This is a genomic window from Butyricimonas sp. Marseille-P2440, assembly GCF_900091675.1.
GTDB lineage: Bacteria > Bacteroidota > Bacteroidia > Bacteroidales > Marinifilaceae > Butyricimonas > Butyricimonas synergistica.
Genome location: NZ_LT594607.1, coordinates 408,367 through 427,569, shown reverse-complemented (window position 1 = coordinate 427,569; position 19,203 = coordinate 408,367). Strand labels below are relative to the sequence as shown.

Genomic DNA, 19,203 nt, shown 5'->3' with positions numbered 1-19,203 from the left:
AACAAACGATTCCGTGTGAGAAGTTTGAACGTGTGAGAAGCAATGACTCTTGTGTTCTGGAGGTGCATAGCGGTAAATTTTAATTAATTCGTGGAATGTCTTTTGCAAATTTAAACAAATAATCCATGTTTGCACGAATTAAGGGGGACGTTTTCGAACTTCGCCTAATATCCGTTATTTTTTTGTAAATTCTATATGATAATGCCACCTCCCACGACATCTGTGCCTTCATATAGAACGGCACTTTGTCCGGGGGTGATGGAATCCATTCCCTCGTGAAATTCCACCCGCAGCAGGTCGTTCTCGTGATAAACGGAGGCTTGTGCGCCTCGGTTCCGGTAACGGATTTTAGCGTTGACCTCGAAGCCGTCGGGGAGGGAGGCGTATTTCATGAGGTTGATGTCCTTTGCCCGGAAGCTTTTGCCTGTCAGTTCCTCGCGGGTGCCGAGCACGACTTCGTTTTTCTTCGGGTCGATCGCTACCACGAACATGGGATGCCCCAGGGCGATTCCCAACCCCTTGCGTTGCCCGATGGTGTAATTGGGAAACCCGCGATGTTCACCCAGGAGTTTGCCGGAGGTGTCTACAAATAATCCCGGACCGTATGTTTCGGCAAAGTTCTCCACGTTCTCGGCGAGGAAGGTTCGGTAATCGTTATCCGGGATAAAGCATATTTCCTGGCTTTCGGTTTTCTTGGATAACTTCTCGTGTCCCTTGTCGAGGGCGATTTTCCGGACTTCGGTTTTTGTCAGTTCTCCCAGGGGAAATAGGGTACGGGCGAGATTCTCCTGCGTCAGAGTCCATAGAAAGTAAGTTTGGTCTTTCGTTTCGTCCACGCCCTTGCGGAGGAAATAGCGTCCGTCCTGTTGCCCGATACGGGCGTAATGCCCGGTAGCGATATAGTCGCAACCGAGTTCGTCTGCCATTTCGATCAACTTGCCCCACTTGATCGTGGAATTGCAGAGGACGCAAGGGTTTGGTGTATGCCCTTGCAGGTACTCGTCGATGAAATTGCGAATCACCAAATCTTTGAAATCCTGGCGAATATCTAAAATATGGTGTTCAAAGCCCATTTGTTGAGCCATATGTTTTGCCTCGAAGATCGCGTTCACGCTGCAACATCCCTTCTCTTTCTCCATGCAGGCTTGCGAGATCTGATCGTACACCCGGTAAGTTACCCCAACCAACTCGTACCCTTGATCTTGTAACAACATAGCGGCAACCGTACTGTCTATCCCGCCACTCATCGCCATTAGAACTTTCATATTTTAGATTTTTCAATTATTTACTCATGAATCTTGCTTCGCTATGGTAATCATCTTTCTCGATGTCGATGTCGGGTTCGGTGAGTTCGCCGGAACCGGATAGGGTAAACTTCAAGTATTTGATCTTTTTTCCCCGCGATAACCATTGCTGTTCGTAGAAGGTTTTGATCCCTAGAATCTTGTCATCCAGCCCCATCCCGTAAAGGTCGTCCGTGTTGACGAATGCGGTCAAGTGGTTCAGGCGGATGAGTTCATCCGTGTATCGGTACAGGAAAGGGCTGTCCGTTTTAAGATGGATAACGCCGTCTTCCGTCAACATCTTTTTGTAGAGCGAGAGAAAGCGTGTTCCCGTGAGGCGCTTGCGAGCCTTTGCCATTTGTGGGTCGGGAAAGGTAATCCATATCTCGGATATTTCCCCCGGGGCGAATACCGATTCGAGCACTTCGGCATGGGTTCGCAGGAATACCACGTTCTTCATCCCCTTTTCTTGAGCTATTTTGGCTCCCGTCCACATCCGGGCGCCTTTGATGTCCAAACCGATAAAGTTCTTTTCCGGGTAGAGTTCTCCCAATCCCACGGAATACTCGCCTTTACCGCATCCCACTTCCAGCACGATCGGGTGGTCGTTGCCGAATACTTGCTTCCCCCATTTCCCTTTTAGCTTGTAATCCGTGCGGAAAACCTCGTTATGCTTGGGTTGAAACACGTTGTCGAGTGTTTCCATTTCTGCAAATTTTGCCAGCTTATTCTTCGCCATTAATTTTATATGATGAGAGTTTAATTCCTATATTTTTAATTCCTTTCAGTTCTTTTTCTTTCATCCGGTGGCTTATTTCTACCGTGTAGATCCCCGTGGAATCCAAGTGGAGCACTTGATCGGAAGAATGTACTATGGTTTTTAGTCCACCTAGCCCTTGCCCGAGCCATTCTCCGTTTTCATTTGCCAAGATAATATCCGGATTCATCTTGACGGTCATCAAACCGGGATGTGAAACCGTGAGGTGGCAACTTAAATTATGCTGTTTATAATCCGTCGAGTGGCGGACGCAGGTACTCACCACGTAAGTCCCCGGTTGCGTGATATTGAATTCGAACTTGTAATTACTGTCCCTGTCCCAGGTTTCACGGGCAATGGATTTGTAAATTCCCGGGTTGGGGGAGATATTACAAGCCATGCAGCACGATAGGAGGAATAGGGTATAAATACAAAGCTTCTTTTTCATATCGTATTTCTGTCGTTATTGCTCGTTTTTCAGTAATGTTTCGAGTTCCGCGATGATCATTGCCGTGGCTCCCCAGATAAAATGATCTCCAATTTTATAGCCCGGGGCAACAATCTGTTGATCGTGCCGATAGAGCAAACGCGATGTTTTGTTCTTGTCATCAAGTAAATCATTTAACGGGATGAGTATCACTTCCTCGACTTCATCTTTCGAGAGCGCGAAATTAGGCATTTTCGGAATAGTTCCAATAAAGGGCGTTATATTAAAGTTGCTTAACGGGATATACACGTCACTCAGGCTTCTGATAATCGTGATATCTTTCGTTTTCACGCCTATTTCCTCGTGGCATTCCCGCAAGGCTGCACCACGGGCGTTCACGTCTTCCGGTTCTACTTTCCCTCCCGGCAAGGCGATTTGTCCCCCGTGATACTTCCCCACGGATGTGCGTTGAATAAAGGGAATTACCCATTCCTTCCGGTAAGGAATTAGAAGCAGGAGCACGGCACTGTCTACCGGGGGATGAGGATGCCGTCCCTCCACTCCCTTCACGTAATGAGGTTCGGGAGTCATGAGAGCGTGTGCCGCCGCCCCGGGCAGCTCACGCGTTAAAACCTTTTGTATCGTTTCAATTGTCACGGTGTCACTCGATGGTTAAGTTTTGTACCGTGTTCAACACTCTCAGGATATTATCCCCCCACAGTTTATGCAATTCTTCCGGCGTGTAGCCTTGGCGCAGGAGTTCCACGGTGAGGTTGATGATCTCGTTGGCGGCACGGCAGCCAATCAGTTTTTCCGTGTCGTCGCCGTCAAAGTCCGTGCCGATGCCCACGTGGTCGATGCCCACGAGGCGGACGATGTGGTTGATATGGGCCACGGCGTCCAGGATGGTCGGGTTCGGTTGTTTACTCAGGAACCAGTTGTACAGGCATACTTGCACGACGCCCCCTTTGGCGGCAATGGCTCGTATCTGGTCATCCGTCAGGTTGCGGGGATGGTCGCATAGCGCTCTTGCCGACGAGTGGGAGGCGATGATCGGGGCTTTGCTGATTTCCAACACGTCCTGCACGGTCTTCGCGTTGGCGTGTGAAATATCCACGATGATACCCAAGCGGTTCATCTCTTTCACCACTTCCCGCCCGAAGTCGCTCAGCCCGTCATGTTCCGGTTCGCCCTTCGCGGAATCGCATATATCGTTACTGCCGTTATGACACAGGGTGATGTACGTGATACCCATGTCTTTGAACATAGAGAGATTGGCAATGTCTTTCCCGATGGCGTACCCGTTCTCGATGGCGAGGAAGATGGCTTTCTTCCCGGCGTTTTTCAGGTAGAGCAAATCGTCCACGTTGTAAGCGATGCCTACTTGTGATTGATTTTGCTTCACTTGTTCCGTGATTTGGTACAGGATGTCGATTGCCTTTTGTGTCGCGGCTCGCGATGTATTCTCGTCCCGGCTCTCTTGATGAAGGTAGGCTACCATGAAAACGGCATCTTCCCTGCCTTCCTGCATCTTGGGGAGGTCGACTTTCACGTCCTCGTGGCGTTGACCGAAGTTGAAGCCCGGCGTGAATTTCATGGGTGTATCGCAATGTGAGTCGACGATTAGTATATTCCGGTGAATCTCTTTCGCCTTTTTAAACAGAGTCGCCTCGTTCACGAAGTAGTTGAATAACTTCATCATCTGTTCGTCGGGGCGTACCGCCATTTTTTCCGGGTGCCATTGCACGCTGAAGATACGGTGTCCCGGCATTCCTTCCATCGCCTCGATGATCCCGTCGGCGGAAGCTGCCGTGACCCGGAAACCGGGGGCGATCTCTTTGATTGCCTGGTGATGGTAGGAGTTGACCGTGATGGCATCTTCCCCGATCACGGAATAGAGCGTTGAGTTCTTCACGATATTTACCCGGTGCGAGCCGAATTCCCGGCTGATCGTCTGGCTGTGCTTCAGGGGCGGTTGCTCGTGTTGCGTGTAAATATCCTGGTAATTCGTGCCCCCGAACGCCATATTGATGATCTGGTGTCCGCGGCATATCCCGAAGATCGGTATCTGGCGGTCGGCTGCCAGTTTTACCAGCGTCAGGTCGAATTGATCTCTTGCCGCGTCCACGTCCTTCAACGCGGGAATAGGGTCTTCATTCCCGTACAGGGGATTGATGTCCCCGCCTCCCGTGAGCATTAGCCCGTCGAGAGAGTCTATCGTGGCCCGTAATGTTTCAATGTCATTATGCACGGGTATGAGTACGGGAATACCTCCCGCTTGCAGGATGGAGATCACGTACGAGTGTTCGATGCAGGAATTCCCGTTCTCGAAGTTTGCCGTGATGCCGATGACAGGTGCGTGCTCTTGTGTTTGGCGATAATCGACCGCCTTGTATAGGGTATCCAGATTTGCCGGATAAATAATATTATTCATGGAAATACAAATTAAAAATGTTGCTATGAATTTGAATAATAGCATTATAAATTATGAATCTAAAATCATAAATTGTGAATCATGAGTCATGGGAACTTTAGTTCTCCCCCGTCGGGTCGCACGATAAGTTCCACGTTCGCGCCAAGTATCAGCGGGTAATTGCCTCGCACGTGTCCTGACGGGAGTCCGAAACAAACCGGGTAAGTGTAATTTTTCACCGCCTCGTGAATGATGCGGTATACTCTTTCCCGGAATTCGGGCGTGTTGTTCCGACCGAATTCCCCGACCACGAGTCCTGCCAGGTGTTGGAACTTGCCCGCGTATTTCATGCAGCGGATACTCCGGTCGATCTGGTAAATGTCGTCTGACGGGTCTTCGAGAAACAGGATCGTCCCCCGTGTGTTATGTTCGATTCGCGTGTCGTGCAGGCTGTGTATCCACGTCAGCATCCCCCCGATAAGTTCCGCCTCCGCCAGTCCTGTCCGGTTTAGCGGGTGTGCATCCGTGGCATATGTAGACACGATGCCGAATAGAAAATTTCGCAATTGGGTCAAGGCTTCGGGTGCTGTCTCTTGCAAGTTTGAAGGCATGGGTGCATGAAGGCTTTCGATGCCTAACGAGTGTAGTTTCGAGTGCAACACTGTGATATCGTTCATCCCGATTACCCATTTGGGGTTTCCTTGAAAAACGGAGTAGTCGGCATCTTCAACGATGCGGAGCGTGCCGTAATCTCCCGCCATGCACCAGATTGCCCTGGTGTCTTCGGCGTCAAGAGCGGTCTGTAAATCTGCCAGGCGTTCCGTGTCGGTACCCGCCATTCTTCCGTGTTGCGCTAGCACGTGTTCTCCCGACACGGGAACCAGTCCCCACGAGGTAAGCAAAGCCGTCGCAGCATCCTGTTGTTCTTTTGTCGCGATGCCCGAGGGGGAAACAAGCGCCACCTTATCCCCCGGTTGCAGGTATATAGGTCGTAACATATAGCGATAATTTGTTTTATTGTACGAAGGTACGCTTTTAATTTGAAAATGCGATATACTTTATTGATAGAATTGCTTGCGGCGGACTTATAGGGGACTTCTCCCACTCTTACGGGGGACTTCTCTACCAATAAGAATAATACTAAAGTAGTTATAATATATTGTTATTCTATTTTAATAGAACAACAATAGAATAACAATAGGATAATAGTTAGAGAAAGCATGGAGAAAATACGGGGAAGAATGCCATGATTTAGCGGGAACTCTCGTTGCATAATTTTCTTAAAATGATTACTTTTGCCTCCGTTCCGAAATCGGGCTGCCACATAGGGTGACTCCTGTTCGGGGCTTGATTAAACAGACGATTATGAAACAGAAATTACTTTCCTTGTTCCTCCTTGTATGGGCGGTTATCCTGTCTGGATGTGAAACAAAGGATGAGGTTCGTGGTGTTTTCCCTGATGCGCCGGACTATGTGCAAGCCGAAGCGTGGTTTGACGGCGGGCACTCTGCAGGAAAGGACTATGACGTATTCTACATCGTTCCCACCTGCGTGTTCGACCAAGTGGACGAGAACGGCGACACGTGCCACTACATGGACATCCGCAACGAGTTGCACCGCCTTGCGGTGGACAGTCCTTTGCGGCTGGCAAAAGGCATCTTTGCTGACGAAGCTAACTTCTTTGCCCCTTACTACCGGCAAATCACCATCGAGTCGTGGATGAAAAGCGACACCGTCATTGAATCGCGCTTCCGCCTTGCCTACGAGGACATCGTATCCGCTTTCCGTTATTACACGGAACATCTGAACGAGGGGCGCCCCTTCATCCTTGCCGGACACAGCCAAGGCGGGAAGGCGGTTATCGAATTGCTGAAACGGGAGATGGACGATGAATTGTATGCACGTATGATAGCCGCCTATCCGCTGGGTTATCCAGTGGAAGACAGCGACGTGTCGCCCTATTTGCTCCCCGCTGCCGATGCTTCGGGCACGGGCGTATTCGTCACCTTCAACTCCGTTTCTGCCCCTGACCGCTTGCCGCCTTTGCTCGCCGGAAGCCGCGCTGCTATCAACCCGCTAAATTGGCGTACCGATGACACGCCTGCTACAAAGGAAGACCATCTTGGGAGCGTGTTCATAAAGACTGACGGCAGCATCTCTTCCGAGCAGGCGCACGTTATTGGCGCGTGCCTCGACAAGGAAACGAAAGCCTTGGTCGTATCTGGGGTCAATCCGGAGGAGTACTATACGCCTTCGCTTGCCGGACTATTCCCCGTGGGGAACTACCATGTGGTGGAACTGAATTTTTTTTACCGAAACTTGCAGCAGAACGTGAAACTGCGGGCGGCAACTTTTTTCCAGCAGGAAAAAGGCGGGGACAGATAACACGCGAGACTTGAGATTAAGCGTGCCGGTTTTAACGTGATGTTCGCGATATTTTTATTAACTTTGCGACTTCGTGGAGTGTAAAAGTTTTTTCCTTTTGGCTTTATGAATTTTATGAACGTTATAACTTTACAAACTCTAAATAATATATGAGCAAGTTCAAGAGAAATTTGGTTACCACGGCTTTGCCTTACGCGAATGGGCCCGTGCATATCGGACATTTGGCGGGTGTTTACGTGCCTGCTGATATTTACGTGAGATATTTGAGGAAGAAAGGTGAGGATGTGGCATTTATCGGGGGATCGGATGAACATGGAGTGCCGATCACGATTAAGGCTCAAAAAGAGGGGGTAACCCCGCAGGATATTGTCGATCGTTATCACAAGATCATAAAAGATTCTTTTGAGGAATTGGGTATCTCTTTCGATATATATTCCCGCACGAGTTCCAAGACGCATCACGAGTTGTCGTCCGCGTTTTTCAAGAAACTCTATGATGCCGGAAAATTTATCGAGAAGACTTCCATGCAGTTCTACGACGAGAAGGCGGGACAATTCCTTGCCGACCGTTATATCATAGGGACTTGCCCTCATTGCGGCAACGAACGGGCGTACGGTGACCAGTGCGAGGCTTGCGGGACGAGCCTGAACGCTACCGACCTGATTAACCCGGTATCCGCTATCACGGGAAACAAACCCGAGTTGAAAGAAACGAAACACTGGTATCTCCCCTTGGATCAATACGAGAGTTGGTTGAAAGAATGGATTTTAGAGGAGCACAAGGAGTGGAAACCGAACGTTTACGGGCAATGTAAATCGTGGTTGGATAGCGGTTTGCAACCTCGTGCGGTGACCCGCGATTTGGATTGGGGCGTACCCGTGCCGATCGAGGGAGCCGAGGGAAAAGTGCTCTACGTGTGGTTCGATGCCCCCATCGGGTATATTTCTGCCACGAAAGATCTTACTCCGGAATGGGAAAAGTACTGGAAAGACCCGGAAACCCGCATGATCCATTTTATCGGTAAGGATAATATCGTGTTCCATTGCATCATTTTCCCGGCGATGTTGAAAGCCGAGGGGTCTTATATATTGCCGGACAACGTGCCCGCCAACGAGTTCCTGAATTTGGAAGGGGATAAGATTTCTACATCCCGCAACTGGGCGGTGTGGTTGCACGAGTATCTGGTGGATTTCAAGGGCAAACAGGATGTGTTGCGCTACGTGCTGACAGCCAACGCTCCGGAAACTAAGGATAACGATTTCACGTGGAAGGATTTCCAAACCCGTAATAATAGCGAGTTGGTAGCGATCTACGGTAATTTTATCAACCGTACTTTAGTGCTGACGCAGAAGTATTTTAATAATCTGGTACCGGAACGGGGCGAGTTGACGGATTATGACAAGGAGGTACTTGCCGAGATTCCGCAAATCATCGGACGTGTGGAGAAGAGCCTGGATACGTTCCACTTCCGCGATGCTTTGAAAGAAGCTATGAATCTTGCCCGTCTGGGGAATAAATATCTTGCCGACACCGAACCCTGGAAAGTCATCAAGACAGACGAGGGACGAGTGAAGACGATACTAAATATCTGTTTGCAGATTTCAGCTAATCTTTCCACTTTGATGGAACCGTTTATGCCGTTCTCTTCTCAAAAGTTGCGTGAGTTTATGAATATCGGCGTGATCGAGTGGGATAAGATGGGCGACGGCGTGATCGCGGCAGGACACGAGTTGGGGCAAGCCGGGTTGTTGTTCGAGAAGATCGAGGACGATGTGATCCAGGCACAGGTCGATAAATTGCTTGCCACGAAGAAAGCGAACGAGATGGCTGCAGCCACGGCTGCCCCCGCGAAGGAGAATATCAACTACGATGATTTCATGAAGATGGATATCCGCGTGGGCAAGATCATCGCTGCCGAGAAAGTGGCTAAGACGAAAAAGTTGATGAAGTTGACCGTCGATACGGGCATCGACCAGCGGACGATTGTTTCGGGTATTGCCGAGCATTACACACCCGAAGAGGTGATCGGGCGACAAGTCAGCGTGTTGGTCAATTTGGAACCTAAACCGTTGAAAGGCATCGTGTCGCAGGGAATGATTCTTATGGCGGAGAATGCCGACGGCTCTCTTTCTTTCGTTACTCCCGATAAAGAGGTGAAACCGGGATCGGAAATACGGTAACGGGTCTATAAGGTCGAAATGTCCATAAAGTCGTAAGGTCGGAATGTTACAAATGTTTTAGGTGATTGTATTGATAATCAATAATTTACATAATGACTGACTTTAAGGACTTTCAGAACCGAAGGTTCGACTTTATGGACATTATGGACCAGGAGGTGTGTTTGACACACCTCCATTTTTTTTGCTTGACCGATTTGTTATAAAATTTCAGGATGTGGTGGCGAATTAGGATTTTGTTAACTACGGTGGCAGGAATGGGAAAGAACCTGTATCTATTGATTATCAGTGTTAATCGCGTGGAATTGTAATTCTTAAAAAATAGTTGTCATTTTTTAGCCTAACAAATATTTAACCTTACCTCAACTAAAGTATAACAGTAATAATCTCATTTTCATTAAGTAATGCCTTACCTTTGTATCGAAAGAAAAAGCAAAAGCCAATATGGCAAGAATGAATAAGAATAATAATTAAAAAAATAATGATATGAAAAAGTATATTGTATTAGTTTGCATCGGAATGTTAGCATTGTTTGTAGGCGGTATCAGTTTAGCAAAAACTCAGACCAACGGTATCGAGTGTGCTTATGCCGAGCAAGAGAATCTTAATGCAAATTCAAGAATTGTCAAAGTACAAAAAGTGGGAAAAGACACGATCTTCGGACCCGTTAGTCTTCCCGAGGTGATTGTAAACACGAAGAAAAAAGCTTAACAGCTTTTGGAAAAAATAGAAAGATTGAAAACGAGGCTTCGAATAAGCCTCGTTTTTTTGTTGTCTGATATTTATTTTGGATTGACGAAATAATCATTATTTTTGTATCTAAATAATAGATTACGAACCGGATGCAGGCTATAGACATACAATCGGAGGAGTTTTTAGAAAGTTTAAGGCTTGGAAAGCAAGAGGCTTTTCAAGTTTTATTTGAGGCTTTCCACAAACCCTTGTGTTTTTTTGCGGCTCGTGTTGTTAGGGACGGGGAGGAGGCGGAAGATATTGTGCAAGAGGTATTCCTTTCTTTCTGGAAGATGGAGCGGGATGGTTTCCCGAACATCAAGACGATAAAGACTTTCTTTTATAATAGCGTGCAGAACCGTTGCTTGAATTACTTGCGGGATTTGGAGATACGCGATCGGAATTACCGTAATTTGAACCGGGAGGAATTGGATGAGGATTATTTCCTTTGCCAACAAATCCGAGCCGAGGTTATCGCGGAGTTGTTCGAAGCGATTGACGAATTGCCGGAGAAAAGCAAGGAGATATTCAAAAAGTCTTATATCGACGGACAAGAGGATAAAAAGATTGCCGAGGAGTTGGGAATTTCTTTGAACACGATCAAGACTCAGAAGCAACGGGCAAAATCTTATCTGCGGGTTCGCCTGGGCGATTTGTTCGTTTACGTCGGGATGTTCTTTCCCGGTTTCTAAAAATTGGTTGTTGGTATTTATTTTTTTTGTCGCCTTGTCACCCATTTGTCGAATGAGTGTGTTTCAGGTGTAAAGTAAAGAAGATTTTATGAAGCAACGGAAAGAAATACACGATTTGATAGCGGCATCCCTGAGAGATGAACTCTCGGGGGAGGAATTGGACGTGCTTCGGGAGTGGATGGCTGAGAACGAGCACCATCGTCGGTTGGTGGAGGATTTGCGGGATGAAAAGATGCTGAGGGATGATGTCCGGTTATTTGCTTCTTTTGACACGGGAAAATGCTGGGAACGGTTGGCGGCAGAGATGGGGCAACGGGAGGTGAGGAAGAGAAGTCTGTTGAGGAAGTGGATCGCTTATGCCGCGGCTGCCGTGGTGTTACTGGTGGCGGGTGCGATTTGGTACTTGCAGCCGAAGGAGGAAGGGGTGAAAATAGCCGAAGTGGCACCTGTCACGATTAATCCCGGGGAAACACAGGCGGTGCTGGTTCTGGAAGACGGGAACGTGTTGCCCTTGAAGGGGATGAAAGACACGACAATCCTGATCGGGGAACGGGAGAGGTTGACGATAGATGAAAGCGGTAATTTGAAATACCAATTAACCGGGAATTCTCAAATGCCGTCATTTCATACCCTGCGGGTGCCGAGAGGAGGGGAGTACAAGATCGTGTTGGACGATGGGACGGAGGTATGGGTGAATAGTGCTTCCGAGTTACGTTACCCGGCTCATTTTACCGGAGATACGCGGAAGGTGGAACTGGTAGGAGAGGCATATTTCCACGTGGCTCATGACCGTGAACATCCTTTCGTGGTGGTTACGCGGGGCGTGGATGTGCGGGTGCTGGGAACTTCGTTCAACGTGTCGGCATACCCGGACGAGAGTGCGGTGACAACAACCCTGGTTGAGGGGAGCGTGGAATTGGACGCGGAGGAGTTGGGGCAAGCTGTCAGGTTGTTGCCCGGAGAGCAGGGTGTGTGGGAGAATTGCCGCATGGATGTACGGCAGGTGAATACTAAATTGTATACTTCTTGGATTAAAGATCGCTTCTCGTTCGAGAGCGAAGGATTGGAATCCGTCCTGCGGCGTCTTGCTCGCTGGTATAATGTTGATTTCCGAATCGAGAATCCGGAAATGAAGGAGAAGTTTTTCTCGGGTACGATCCCAAAATACGAGGATGTATCCAAGGTGTTGAAGATGATTGAGATGACGACAAATATTTCTTTTGAGGTAAAGGATAGTGTAGTGATAATACGATAAAAAACACGAGAGGCGCTACGAACACCTTTCGTGTATCATGTAAATTGATTCTGTAAAACAATTTAACTCAACAAAGTTATGAAAAAAAAATCAAACTTGTGGGTCTGGGATAACCATGTCCTGCGAAAAATGTTATTGGTTATGAAGATTTGTTCTTGTTTGCTGTTATGTACCATGTTATCGGTTTCGGCAATGAGTTATTCTCAAAACACGAAACTGACGATGGAGAAGAAGTCGGAAAATTTACTTTCTGTTCTGAAGGAATTGGGACGGGTGAGTGATTACGAGTTTTTCTACAATGATAACGAGGTGAATCGTTACAACGTGAGTTTCTCCGTGAAGGAGGCAAGCGTGGTGGAGATATTGGAAAAAATCTTGAAGGGCACGCCGTTATCTTATCGGGTGGTCGATAACGTGATCGTGATTACACCTCAAGTAAAAGAGGATGCACCGAAGAAAATCGTCATCACGGGAACCGTGAAGGAGAAAGGCGGGGATATATTGCCGGGGGTAACCGTTATGTTGAAAGGAACGACTATCGGCACGGCAACGGATGCCTCGGGAAAATTCCGATTGGAGTTGCCTAAGCGGGACTCGGTCGTGTTGTCGTTTTCTTTTATCGGGATGAAGTCCCGGGAGGTGAAAGTGGGTAAACAGACGGAACTGATTGTATTCATGGAGCCGGACGTGGAGGAAATGGGCGAAGTGGTTTGCACGGGTTACCAGACGTTGAAGAAAGTGAATACGACGGGGTCGTTTTCCACGATTTCTCCGCAGGCGATCGAATTGCGGGGAAGTGCCGGGCTGAATCGATTGTTGGAAGGACAGGTTCCCGGTTTGACAATTTACAATAACGACGTGCGTATCCGGGGCGGTAGCACGATTTCCGAAAAAGTGGGTACCAAACCGTTGTATATCGTGGACGGGTTCGAGGTGGACGAGTTGCCGGAGAATATGGATCTCGTGGAGCGGATTACTGTGTTGAAAGATGCCGCTGCTGCTGCGATATGGGGTACGCGTGCGGCGAACGGTGTGATCGTGATCGAGATGAAAAAAGGGACTGTCGGTCAGAGCAAGTTGTTTTATTCCGGGAACGTGAATTTGATGATGAAGCCGGATTACGGCGACCTGAACCGGGCGGACTCGAAGACGGTCGTGGATTATGATCTGGAGGTATTTGACAAACAGTTGATTTTCGGGGCAATATACCAAGGTAGTTCAAGTGGCTATTCGCCTTCGTACGGTTTGATTTTTGATTACGAGAGCGGTAAGATCGGTCGGGATGAACTGGAGGAGAAATTGGCGGTTTTGGGACAGATCTCCAACAAGAAACAGATTGAGGATAAGTTGTTGCGCACGGCAGTAAGACACAATCACACGTTGGCCTTGAGCGGAGGAAGTGAGATATTCTCGTATTTCTTGTCGGGAAGTTATACCGGAGAGAATTCCGTGTACAAGGATGGAAGCGATAAACAGACGATCAATATTTTGTCCAAGAACAGTTACTCGGTGGCGCCGAGGGTGAAGGTGCGCGCTGATATTAACGCGGTGTACGGTAAGGAAAATTTAGGATATGACGTGGCAAGCGAGGTGAGTTCCATTCTGCCTTATCAACTGCTGGTGGACGAGTCGGGCAACCGGGTGAAGGATTATACCAAATTTAATATAGAAACGAATCAAGATTTGATGGAGCAAGGCTATAAAGATTACGGTTTTAATATATTGGATGAGGTGGATTTGGCGAATAACAAGACAAGTAAATTCAGTTTGCGGACTAAGTTGGGACTTGACGTTACAATCCTCGACGGTTTGCAGGTAAACGTGGATTATCAATACGAGCGTACGCATAGCAAGAATAAAAACTTGCGGGATGTAGAGTCGTATTATGTCCGGGATCAGTTGAATTACATGACCAGCGTGGAGGACGGGAAGATCGTGAATCATTTGCCGATGGGTGATATTTTAGACGTGATGAACACGGATTTGACCGCTCATGCGTTGAAAATCGGGGGCTTGCTGAACCGTAGTTTCGGTAAAGAAGGCGAGCATTACGTGAACGTTGTCGGGGGATTTGAATTGCGCAAGCACACGAATGAATCGAACAAGTACCGTAAATTGGGGTATGACGATGATTTATTGACTTACCAATTATATGATGAACAAGAGCTTGCTAAAAACGGGATCGTGAGTTGGCAAGGGGGGTACTACCGACATCGGTATGACGCCAGTTATTATAATAATTTCTCGTTCATGGACAACCGAGAGGTGTCGTATTACGGGTCGGCCGTTTACACGTATGATTCGCGCTATTCGTTAAGTGCCACTTTCCGTATTGATGAATCCAATTTGTTTGGGGCAGCGAAGAAATACCGCCGCAATCCGCTGTGGTCGGTCGGATTGAGTTGGAACGTGCAGGAGGAGAATTTCTTTCAATCCAAGGTGATCAACCGGTTAGTGCCCCGCGTTACTTACGGGTTGACCGGTAATTTTGACCGTAGTGGTTCTTCCACACCGTTGTTGAGTGTGAGCCGGAGTTTCAATAGTGCGATAGGAGCCTATATGTCGCGTGTTTCCAATGCACCCAACCCGAAGTTGAGATGGGAACGCACGAAGACGTTGAACGTGGGAGTGGAAATCGGGTTATTCGATCGTCTTGCCATGACGTTGGAATATTACAGCAAGCGCAGTTACGATTTGTTGGGAAAAGTGCAGATTGACCCGACTCTCGGTTTTAGAGAAGGTAGTATTAATGCCGCCGATATGCGTAACACGGGTTTCGAGATGCAGTTGAACGCAGAAGCCTTGAGGTTGAAAGATTTCAGTTGGCACGTGAATTTTGTGTTCGGTTATAACAAGAATAAGATCACGAAGAATAATATTGCGGACGGTGACCCGGATTATAATCGTACGCACGGGGTTATAAAATTCACGGAAGGGTATGCGCGTGAAGCGTTGTGGAGTTATCGTTGGGCTGGGTTGGATGAAAACGGTAATCCGCAAACATACGATGCGGACGGGAATAAGACCCGCACGCCCGTGGCCGAGTCCATCGAGTGTAACGGGACTTATCGTCCGAAATATAGCGGAAGTCTTTCGACGGATTTCAAGTACAAGAATTTAACGTTGATGTTTTCTTTTATTTACAACTTCGGTCATGTGTTCCGTATCGCTTACCCGACAATGAATCCGTTGGATAATAGTGATTTGAGTGCATTTGTCGGTAAACGTTGGATGAACCCGGGCGATGAAGCGAAAACGGATATTCCGGCAACGCTGACTTGGGAGTATTTTGATGGAGACCGAGAAAAATTAACGACTCATTCATCCAATAGTGTTCGAAAGGGAGATTTTATCCGGTTGCGCGAGATTACATTGAATTATGAATTACCGCAACAGTTGGTAAAAAAATCGCCGTTTTCCCGGGTTAGCCTGACTGCTCAGGCAAACACGGTGTGGATGTGGACGAAGAACAAGGAGGGGTTTGACCCGGAGGCGGTGGATCCGATTCACGGCACGCTGGGATTGAGCGAGGCGCCATCGTTTACGTTTGGTTTGAGAGTGGAATTTTAATTTGCTAAATTAGGATGTTATGAAAAAGATATATAGTATAGTTTTAGCGGTTATTTTGTTGTACGGGTGTGATTCGTTTTTGGATGTGACACCCAAGGGAAAGTTGTTGCCGGAGAAGGTGCAGGATTTCGAGGAGTTGATAGGGGATTCGCGTAATATTGGTGGGGTTTATCCATTAGCGGATATGTGCGGTGATTTGGTTTTCATGACGGAAGAACGGCTGACCGGAAATATAATGTCAGCTCAGGGAAAGGCTTATACCTGGCAAGAGGAATTTTATAGAGATGAGGAAGATGATGCGACGTGGAATAATGCTTACGAGATTATTTATACTTGTAATTTGGTGTTGCAAGAAACACCGGGCGCCACGGGCGGTTCGGATGCTGACAAGGCGCGGGTGATGGCGGAAGCACGGGTAAACCGGGCGTACTATTACTGGTATTTGCATTCGTGTTATGCGCCAGCCTACGACCCGGAAACAGCGGGAACGGATTTGAGCGTGCCGTTGGTGTTGGAACCGGATTTGGAGGTGAAAGTGAAGCGGGCAACTTCCGATAAGGTGGTGGCTCGGATATTGGAGGATTTGAAAGACGTGGCGTTGGATTTGCCGGAGGAAGGCATTTCGGTTTACCATCTTCCCCGGGTGGCGGCATACGCTTTGGCGGCACGCGTGAACTTGTATTTCGGGAATTATGATGCGGCGTTGGAGAACGCAGAAGAGGCGTTGAAATTGAATAGCAAGTTGGTGGATTATAATACGTTCAGTTTTAAAAATGAGACAAGACCTTCTAGCGGGATAAATAATCGTCCGGTTGCGATGGAGTCACCCGAGATGTTGATGTATCGTACCTCCGGTTTTCAGACGATGCTTACATCTTGCTGTATGTCACCGGAGTTGCTCGCTATTTTCGATCGGGAAGCGGATTTGCGTTACAAGTTTAATTTCACGTCATTGGACGGGTTCGGGAAGCCGATAGATGAACCTTATCCTCTGTTTTTGCAAGAATTAGATTTTAATATCGGTGTGCCGGAGATGATGTTGATCAAGGCAGAGTGTCTTGCCCGAAAGAAAAACCCGGAGGCATTGTCCGTGTTGAATACCTTGCGAGCCAAACGTTTTGTTGAGGGAAGCGATTATGAATTGAAAAATATTGCAGCGGATCGCCTGTTGGAGGTGGTGTTAGAGGAGCGGCAAAGGGAACTAGTGTATGCCGGGTTGCGGTTCTTTGACATGAAACGGTTGGCAAAAGAGGGTATATACACCCGGACGCTTACCCGCCAGTTCAAGGAAACCACTTACACGTTGGAACCCAACTCCAACCGGTATATGTTCCCGATAGCGGCCAAAATACGATTACTAAATAACAGTATCGAGCAAAATCCGAGATAATTACTTTTTATTCTTGCCCGAGTAAACGACTCTCGGGCAAGAATGTAATAAAACCAGAAAAATATGAGAAAAGGGATAGTATTGTTTGTATGTGCGTTTGTGTTGTTGCCGATTCTGTTATTCGGCACAGAAAAACGAGTGAGAGTATCGGGAAAAATCACGGGGCTTGCCGGACGGGAAGTGGTGTTGCTGGATTCGGATTACCGAACAGAACTGGCAAGGGTAAAGGGAAATGGAGATCGTTTCGACATAAGGGTCAGCGTGGAAGTCGGGGATGCCCGTCCTTATTATATTTACGTGCCGGATTTGGGGGATTTAGGTCCCTCGATGGTGATTCCGACGATGTATTTATATATAGACACGGAACATACCCGGGTGGAGGCGAAAATCGAGCGAGGAAGTTTGAAGAGAGAAAAGATAAAGGGTTCACTCGCGATGGCGGAGTACGAGGGATTGTTGGCGAGAAATCCGTACGATAAAGAATTGGGAGTTGCGATAAAGGCATATAACGAGGCATTCAACGAGTACAATATGGTGAACCAGACGGAGGAGAATTTGCGTGTATTGAAACGGGCGAGTGATCGGCTTGATTCTTTGTACCGTGCTTGTGCCGAGGCTTTTTTGGCGATGATACCCGAGAACCGGAATAGCAAGATGCTGGCGGTTATCGTGCACGAGAATTACCGGGAGGCTCCCGTGGAGCGGTTGGAACAGATCGTAAACCAATTTGACACCGGTATCCGGGATTGTTATCCGCTTCGGATGATGGCGGATAGAATTGCCCGGGTGAAAGCGGCAGCCGTGGGAAGTGTGGCTCCGGAATTCGAGTTGCAGGATTTGAACGGTAATTTGGTGAAGTTATCTTCTTTGCGGGGCAAATACGTTTTGATTGATTTTTGGGCATCGTGGTGCGGACCTTGTCGTAAAGAAATACCGAACGTGAAGAATATACACGATTCTTTCGGCGATAAAGGATTGACGGTGGTCGGCTTGTCCGTGGATAATTCGGAAAAAGCATGGCGCAAAGCGGTGGAAGAGGAGCAAGTGAAGTATTTGCAATTACACGATGCAAAAGGTATTATGTGGAAGTTGTACGATTTTAACGGGATTCCTTTTATGATTCTAATATCCCCGGAGGGGGTTATCCTGGAGAGGGAATTAAGGGGAGCGGATGTTCGGAAAAATGTGGAGAAGTATTTGCTGGGAGAGCGGTATGCCTCGATTAAAAGGGAATTAGACGAGATGGATGAACGGTATAATAAGGTTGCCGCAGGGTATTGCGAGATAGAGGATGTGTTGAAAAAGGCAGAGCTTTCGGAGAAGATGGGGCGAGAATACCAAAAGAGAACGGATTTCTTTTTGAATGGTTTGAAGCAATTGGAAGGCAGTCAATTGGGGGTGGAACTGTTGGGCGAGAACTTGTTCCGTTTGGAACACGATTATGATACTTTTGCCCTGGCGCTTCAAGCGTTGGGAGATAGGTTGCCCGAATCCGAGTTGAGAACTAAGATACAGAATAAGTTCGAGGTGTTGAAAGCAGAACAACTGACCGGCGAGGCTCCGGATTTCGAATTGGTCGATGCTTGCGGGAAAAAGGTCCGTTTGTCCTCGTTCCGGGGCAAGGAAGTGTTGTTGGATTTCTGGGCATCGTGGTGCGCTCCCTGCCGTAGCAAAAATAAAGAGTTGAATAGGCATTACAAGGAGTTGAAGGAAAAAGGGATCGAAGTTATTTCTGTTTCATTGGATAATGATAAGAAAAAATGGTTGGAAGCCGTGAAGCAGGATAAGATTTCGTGGATACAATTGGCGGATTTGAACGGCTTTGAAAAAAGTGAGGTGAAGAAGGCTTACAAAGTGAAATTTGTTCCTACTGTTTACTGGATTGGTGCGGACGGGATGGTCAAGGCGAAGAACCCGAAACTGGAGGATTTATTGAGGTAGAATCGGGTGTGTAAAAAATGACCGGGAGAAATATTCTGTTCTCCCGGTCATTTTTGTTTGTAGAACAAGACTGTAAATAAAATCAATAAATGATATGAAATACTATTTTTATCATTACCTTCGCTTTCCTAATTGATGCTATGTAGTGAGGTATTAAAAGTGTTATGATACAAATTAGTAA

Annotated in this window: 14 protein-coding genes; 8 read left to right on the top strand and 6 right to left on the bottom strand. The window is 47.6% G+C overall.

Going from position 1 to position 19,203, the window contains the following annotated elements; all coding sequences use genetic code 11:
- Nucleotides 1–191: 191 nt before the first annotated feature.
- The 6 genes from mnmA to BN8899_RS03175 all read right to left on the bottom strand — a co-directional run bounded on the left by mnmA (nt 192) and on the right by BN8899_RS03175 (nt 5,878).
- The gene (gene mnmA / locus BN8899_RS03200) at nt 192–1,265 is read right to left on the bottom strand and encodes a tRNA 2-thiouridine(34) synthase MnmA (RefSeq protein ID WP_065218264.1); all 1,074 of its coding nucleotides are present in this window, start codon (nt 1,263–1,265) and stop codon (nt 192–194) included.
- A 16-nt stretch (nt 1,266–1,281) separates the two neighbouring features.
- Nucleotides 1,282–2,022: a tRNA (guanosine(46)-N7)-methyltransferase TrmB gene (gene trmB, locus BN8899_RS03195; RefSeq protein ID WP_065218263.1), complete on the bottom strand. Its 741-nt coding sequence runs from the start codon at nt 2,020–2,022 to the stop codon at nt 1,282–1,284.
- Nucleotides 2,009–2,488: a gliding motility lipoprotein GldH gene (locus BN8899_RS03190; protein ID WP_065218262.1), complete on the bottom strand. Its 480-nt coding sequence runs from the start codon at nt 2,486–2,488 to the stop codon at nt 2,009–2,011. Before BN8899_RS03190 ends, trmB begins: the two co-directional genes overlap by 14 nt.
- Nucleotides 2,489–2,503: 15 nt before the next feature.
- Entirely contained in the window at nt 2,504–3,124 is a 621-nt protein-coding gene (locus BN8899_RS03185) for an NUDIX hydrolase (RefSeq protein WP_065218261.1), read from the bottom strand.
- A gap of 4 nt (nt 3,125–3,128) precedes the next feature.
- Complete coding sequence (locus tag BN8899_RS03180) at nt 3,129–4,901, bottom strand: gamma-glutamyl-gamma-aminobutyrate hydrolase family protein (protein ID WP_065218260.1); 1,773 nt, start codon at nt 4,899–4,901, stop codon at nt 3,129–3,131.
- Nucleotides 4,902–4,987: 86 nt separating this feature from the next.
- Entirely contained in the window at nt 4,988–5,878 is an 891-nt protein-coding gene (locus BN8899_RS03175) for a S66 peptidase family protein (RefSeq protein ID WP_065218259.1), read from the bottom strand.
- Nucleotides 5,879–6,209: 331 nt separating this feature from the next.
- Here BN8899_RS03175 and BN8899_RS03170 point away from each other — a divergent pair, with 331 nt between their 5' ends.
- The 8 genes from BN8899_RS03170 (at nt 6,210) to BN8899_RS21310 (ending at nt 19,022) form a co-directional block, all read left to right on the top strand.
- Entirely contained in the window at nt 6,210–7,265 is a 1,056-nt protein-coding gene (locus tag BN8899_RS03170; protein WP_148375243.1) for a DUF3089 domain-containing protein, read from the top strand.
- A gap of 149 nt (nt 7,266–7,414) precedes the next feature.
- Complete coding sequence (gene metG / locus BN8899_RS03165; protein WP_065218258.1) at nt 7,415–9,445, top strand: methionine--tRNA ligase; 2,031 nt, start codon at nt 7,415–7,417, stop codon at nt 9,443–9,445.
- A 483-nt stretch (nt 9,446–9,928) separates the two neighbouring features.
- Nucleotides 9,929–10,153: a hypothetical protein gene (locus BN8899_RS03160; protein ID WP_065218257.1), complete on the top strand. Its 225-nt coding sequence runs from the start codon at nt 9,929–9,931 to the stop codon at nt 10,151–10,153.
- Nucleotides 10,154–10,284: 131 nt separating this feature from the next.
- Nucleotides 10,285–10,866 carry an RNA polymerase sigma-70 factor gene (locus tag BN8899_RS03155; protein ID WP_018338328.1) on the top strand — a complete coding sequence of 194 codons (582 nt, stop codon included), beginning with the start codon at nt 10,285–10,287 and terminating at the stop codon, nt 10,864–10,866.
- An 88-nt stretch (nt 10,867–10,954) separates the two neighbouring features.
- Nucleotides 10,955–12,121, top strand: coding sequence for a FecR family protein (locus BN8899_RS03150; RefSeq protein ID WP_065218256.1), 1,167 nt, complete (start codon nt 10,955–10,957; stop codon nt 12,119–12,121).
- Between the two features lie 78 nt (nt 12,122–12,199).
- Complete coding sequence (locus BN8899_RS03145) at nt 12,200–15,691, top strand: SusC/RagA family TonB-linked outer membrane protein (RefSeq protein ID WP_065218255.1); 3,492 nt, start codon at nt 12,200–12,202, stop codon at nt 15,689–15,691.
- A gap of 19 nt (nt 15,692–15,710) precedes the next feature.
- Complete coding sequence (locus BN8899_RS03140) at nt 15,711–17,081, top strand: RagB/SusD family nutrient uptake outer membrane protein (protein WP_065218254.1); 1,371 nt, start codon at nt 15,711–15,713, stop codon at nt 17,079–17,081.
- 63 nt (nt 17,082–17,144) lie between these two features.
- Nucleotides 17,145–19,022 (top strand): peroxiredoxin family protein, encoded by a 1,878-nt coding sequence (locus BN8899_RS21310; protein ID WP_065218253.1) that lies wholly within the window; start codon nt 17,145–17,147, stop codon nt 19,020–19,022.
- The last annotated feature ends 181 nt before the right edge of the window (nt 19,023–19,203 follow it).